This is a genomic window from Bacteroides sp. D55t1_190419_B8 (assembly GCF_015558905.1).
GTDB lineage: Bacteria > Bacteroidota > Bacteroidia > Bacteroidales > Bacteroidaceae > Bacteroides > Bacteroides vicugnae.
On sequence record NZ_JADMOU010000057.1, the window covers coordinates 1 to 5,110 of the forward strand.

General features: G+C 37.1%; 4 protein-coding genes. All 4 read left to right on the plus strand.

All coding sequences use genetic code 11. From position 1 onward, the window contains the following. Positions 1-105: 105 nt before the first annotated feature. Genes I2I13_RS24200 through I2I13_RS24215 form a run of 4 tightly spaced genes read left to right on the plus strand, consistent with a single transcriptional unit; the run spans position 106 to position 4,972 of the window. Positions 106-690 carry a glycosyltransferase gene (locus I2I13_RS24200; RefSeq protein WP_229128719.1) on the plus strand — a complete coding sequence of 195 codons (585 nt, stop codon included), beginning with the start codon at positions 106-108 and terminating at the stop codon, positions 688-690. A 31-nt stretch (positions 691-721) separates the two neighbouring features. Continuing rightward, positions 722-1,714, plus strand: a complete 993-nt coding sequence (locus I2I13_RS24205; protein ID WP_004300024.1) for an NAD-dependent epimerase/dehydratase family protein — start codon at positions 722-724, stop codon at positions 1,712-1,714. 12 nt (positions 1,715-1,726) lie between these two features. Beyond that, a complete protein-coding gene (locus I2I13_RS24210; protein ID WP_148367496.1) occupies positions 1,727-2,521 on the plus strand; it encodes a polysaccharide biosynthesis/export family protein in 795 nt (264 codons plus the stop codon). Between the two features lie 9 nt (positions 2,522-2,530). Beyond that, positions 2,531-4,972 carry a polysaccharide biosynthesis tyrosine autokinase gene (locus I2I13_RS24215; protein ID WP_195650741.1) on the plus strand — a complete coding sequence of 814 codons (2,442 nt, stop codon included), beginning with the start codon at positions 2,531-2,533 and terminating at the stop codon, positions 4,970-4,972. Positions 4,973-5,110: the final 138 nt, after the last annotated feature.

Sequence of the window (5,110 nt, forward strand, 5' to 3'; positions counted from 1 at the left end):
TGTTGTCGATTTTTAAGTTCGACACAAAGGTAAAAGAGATTAGAGGTTGGGACAAGAGCCATACAGTGAGTGCTTACTATTGATTTGTCTGAGTTTAATGTTAACATGCAAAGATACAAAGTAGAAGATTTTGATTTGGCAAACGATAAAACTTTCAATATTATTTATTTGGGAAGTATTCGATTGGCAAATAATCTTAAACTGCTTATAGATTCAGCTAAAATATTGCAGAATAATAATGTGCAGGTCTTGATTTATGGTGATGGTGAGGATAGGGCTTTTTTAGAGCATTATTGTGAAGAACAACAGATTACAAACGTAAAATTTAAAGCAAAATGGACATCACCCGAGTATGTGCCATATATACTTTCAAAAGCAGATGTGAATGCTCTGAATTATTCTACTAATTTCGGGAAGTATGGTGGCAGTATGAATAAGATGTTTTTGGGACTGGCAAGTGGTAAACCATTATGTTGTAATGTGGGAATGCCATACAGTATCATATTAGAGGAGGGTGTCGGCATAGACTGTAAGTTAACTGATCCGCAGGATTATGCCGCTGCTATACTTTCGCTTAAAAACTTGCCTTCTGATGAGTATCAGACAATATGTAATAAAGCGAAAAAAGCAGCCGAAAAATATGATTATGCGAAACTATGCGTGAAATTTAAAGATGTCTGTAATTTGTAAATTGTTAGTGAAAAGATAATTAGTAAAAAACATGAAAATAACTTTAATTGGTGCGTCAGGTTTTGTCGGGACTCGTTTGATTACACTTTTGAAAAAAGCACAAAGGTATGAGATGTTGAATATTGATTTGCAACAAAGTCGTTTCTTTCCAGAAGTTACAGCAATTGGTGATGTACGTGATCAGGATTATTTAGATAAGAAATTGGAAGGGGCTGAATGTGTTGTTTTATTAGCAGCACAGCATCGGGATGATGTTGTTCCGGTATCTCTTTATTATGATACAAATGTAGGTGGTATAGAAAAGACATTAAAAGCAATGGAGAAAAATAATATAAAACGAATCATTTTTTTTTCATCTGTTGCAGTATATGGTCTAAATAAAAAGAATCCAAATGAAGAATATCCGGCAGATCCGTTTAATCACTATGGGAAAAGTAAATGGCAGGCAGAGCAAATTTTGCATGAATGGTATAAGTTACATCCGGATTGGAATATTGATATTATTCGTCCAACAGTCATTTTTGGAGAACGTAACAGAGGCAATGTGTACAATTTATTAAAGCAAATTGCGAGTGGAAAGTTTCTAATGATTGGTTCTGGAAACAATAAAAAGTCAATGGCTTATGTCGGTAATGTTGTTGCTTTTGTAAAATACATGATTGATGAGGTTCGGACAGGTTATAATGTGTTTAATTATGTTGACAAGCCGGATTTTACAATGAATGAACTGGTGGCTCATGTTAGCAAAGTTATGAATAAACATATTCCGGCTACTCATTTCCCTTATTGGTTGGGCATGATAGGAGGATATTGTTTTGATATATTTGCTTGCATTACTCGTAAGAAATTGGCAGTAAGTTCTGTGCGTGTGAAGAAGTTTTGTGCAACAACTGAATTTGATGCTGCTAAAATACATTCTTCTGTTTTTAAAGCTCCTTATTCTTTAGGAGAGGGGCTGGCAAGAACTTTAGAGTTTGAATTTATATACCCCCCTACAGATGATATTACTTTTAAAAGTGAATAAGATGATAAGAATATGGAAAAAGTAAATAAACTAATATGTGTGATATTGTTGTCTTTTTTATTAGCAGCATGTCAATCTTATAAAAAGGTACCTTATTTGCAAGACGTGGAAGCAGTCAATCAAGCTACTCAGCAGGAAACTCTTTATGATGCAAAGATCATGCCGAAAGATTTATTGACAATTGTGGTTTCGTGTACGAGTCCGGAACTAGCTGCACCCTTTAACTTGACAATTGCCAGCCCGTCTAATTTATCAATACAGTACACTACTACTCAGCCTGTGTTACAACAATATTTGGTTGACAATGAAGGGAAAATATCTTTTCCAGTATTAGGAGCACTGACAGTTGGAGGGCTTACAAAGAAACAGGCAGAGCAGTTAATCGTTGATAAATTGAAGCCTTATATGAAAGAAAATCCTATTGTTACAGTACGTATGGTAAATTATAAGATATCAGTCATTGGAGAGGTTGTTCGACCGGGTACATTTACTATTTCTAATGAGAAGGTGAATCTATTGGAGGCATTGGCCATGGCTGGTGATATGACGGTATACGGTCTTCGTGATAATGTGAAGCTGATTCGTGAGGACGCGAATGGCAAACAGCAAATTGTCACTTTGGATTTAAATAATGCCGAAACGATTCTTTCACCTTACTATTGGTTACAACAGAATGATATTGTTTATGTAACTCCCAATAAAGCAAAGGCTCGAAATTCTGATGTGGGCAATAGTACCAGCCTCTGGTTCTCCGCTACCTCTATCTTGGTATCCGTTGTCAGCCTATTAGTAAACATCTTAAAATAACGATTTGTAATGAAAGAAACAGAATTCAACGGAACACAAGAGCCTAAAGAAGAAAGTATAGATGTCAAGGAACTGCTGTTTAAGTATTTGCTCCATTGGCCTTGGTTTGTGGGGGCGGTTGTGGTATGCTTGATTGCGGCATGGGTCTATTTGTATATAGCTACTCCTGTGTATAACATATCTGCTACGGTTTTAATAAAGGACGATAAAAAGGGAGGTAGCGCCGGAATGCTTTCTGGGCTAGAGAGTTTGGGATTGGATGGTTTGATGTCTTCTTCACAGAATATTGATAACGAGATTGAAGTGCTCCGTTCCAAGACTATCGTCAAAGAGGTGGTTGAAGATTTGGGCCTCTATATTTCTTATACGGATGAGGATGAATTTCTTTCCAGGAATATGTATAAGACTTCGCCTGTGCAAGTGAGCATGACTCCACAGGAGGCTGACTTGTTGGAGAAACCGATGATTGTGGAGATGACATTGCAACCACAGGGAAGTATGGATGTGAATGTGAAGATAGGCGATGCTGAATATCAGAAACATTTCGAAAAGTTGCCGGCTGTTTTTCCTACCAACAAAGGAACATTAGCCTTTTTCCTGACACCGGATTCTGTATTGTCTTCTAAAAGAATATTGGAAGAAACTACAGATTCAAAAAAGACTACACGCAATATTACAGCAACAATTAATAAACCTTTGGCTGTAGCGAAAGGGTATTGCAAGAATATGACGATTGAACCCACTTCCAAAACCACTTCTGTGGCTGTCATATCATTGAAAAACTCAAATGTACAACGCGGCAAGGATTTTATTAATAAGTTATTGGAGATGTATAATATCAATACGAATAATGATAAGAATGAAGTGGCACAGAAAACAGCTGAATTTATCAATGAACGTATTAGTATTATCTCCAAAGAACTGGGTAGTACGGAAAAGGATCTGGAAAGTTTCAAACGTGGGGCAGGTATTACAGATTTAACCAGTGATGCACAAATTGCTTTGACGGGTAGTGCTGAATATGAAAAGAAGCGTGTGGAGAATCAAACCCAGATTAATTTGCTGCAGGATCTGCAGAAATATATGCAAAATGAAAGTTATGAGGTTCTACCCAGTAATATAGGATTGCAGGATTTGAATCTTGCTGCTGCTATCAACCGTTATAATGATGTGCTTGTTGAGAGGAAACGTTTATTACGTACATCAACGCAGAATAATCCTACCATTATAAATCTTGATACTAGCATTAGTGCAATGAAAGAGAATGTACAAGTATCTTTAGACAGGGTGTTGCGTGGATTATATATCACAAAAGCTGATCTGGATCGTGAGGCGAACCGTTATTCCCGTCGCATTAGTGAGGCACCTGGCCAGGAGCGTGAGTTTGTGAGTATTGCACGTCAACAGGAGATAAAGGCCGGACTTTATCTGATGCTTCTTCAGAAGCGTGAGGAAAATGCTATAACTTTGGCTGCTACTGCCAATAATGCGAAGATTATAGATGACGCTATAGCAGATGATACTCCTGTATCTCCTAGAGGTAAGATAATTTATCTGGTTGCTTTAGTGTTAGGAGTCGGAATTCCGGTGGGGATTATTTACCTGCTCGAATTAACCAAATTCAAGATTGAAGGTCGTTCTGATGTAGAAAGGCTTACTTGTGTGCCTATTGTTGGTGATATTCCATTGACTGATGAAAAACAGGGAGCTATTGCTGTATTTGAGAATCAAAATAACCTGATGAGTGAAACCTTCCGAAATATCCGAACGAATCTTCAGTTTATGCTTGAAAATGATAAGAAGGTGATTTTGGTTACTTCTACAGTTAGTGGTGAGGGCAAATCTTTCATTTCTGCTAATCTAGCTATTAGTCTTTCTTTATTAGGGAAGAAAGTAGTAATCGTTGGTCTTGATATTCGTAAACCGGGTTTGAATAAGGTTTTTAATATTCCGAGAAAAGAAGTTGGTATAACTCAATATTTGGCTAATCCGGAAAAGAACTTGATGGATTTAGTACAGCTTTCCGATGTCAGTAAAAATCTGTATATTCTTCCCGGTGGAACAGTTCCTCCTAATCCTACCGAATTATTGGCCCGTGATGGACTGGATAAAGCGATTGAAACTCTTAAGAAGAATTATGATTATGTGATTCTGGATACAGCTCCTGTTGGTATGGTAACTGATACCTTGTTGATAGGACGTGTGGCTGACCTGTCTGTTTATGTCTGCCGTGCAGACTATACTCATAAAAACGAGTATACTTTGATCAACGAACTTGCTAAAAAAGATAAATTACCTAGCCTGTGTACTGTAATCAATGGTTTGGATCTGAAAAGAAGAAAATACGGTTATTATTACGGTTATGGTAAATATGGCAAGTTCTATGGTTATGGTAAGCGCTATGGTTACGGTTATGGATATGGAGAACAATCTCATGACAAGGAGTCATAAATTCAACCAATATAGCGGTTTATAAACTTTGACATAGAATTCGCCAATATGGATTTTATTGGTAAGCACTCACTGTATGGCTCTTGTCCCAACCTCTAATCTCTTTTACCTTTGTGTCGAACTTAAAAATCGACAACA

Excerpts from the sequence above, each read along its gene's own strand:
- I2I13_RS24200 (WP_229128719.1), top strand. The coding sequence starts at position 106 with ATGCAAAGATACAAAGTAGAAGATTTTGATTTGGCAAACGATAAAACT.
- I2I13_RS24205 (WP_004300024.1), top strand. The coding sequence starts at position 722 with ATGAAAATAACTTTAATTGGTGCGTCAGGTTTTGTCGGGACTCGTTTG.
- I2I13_RS24210 (WP_148367496.1), top strand. The coding sequence starts at position 1,727 with ATGGAAAAAGTAAATAAACTAATATGTGTGATATTGTTGTCTTTTTTA.
- I2I13_RS24215 (WP_195650741.1), top strand. The coding sequence starts at position 2,531 with ATGAAAGAAACAGAATTCAACGGAACACAAGAGCCTAAAGAAGAAAGT.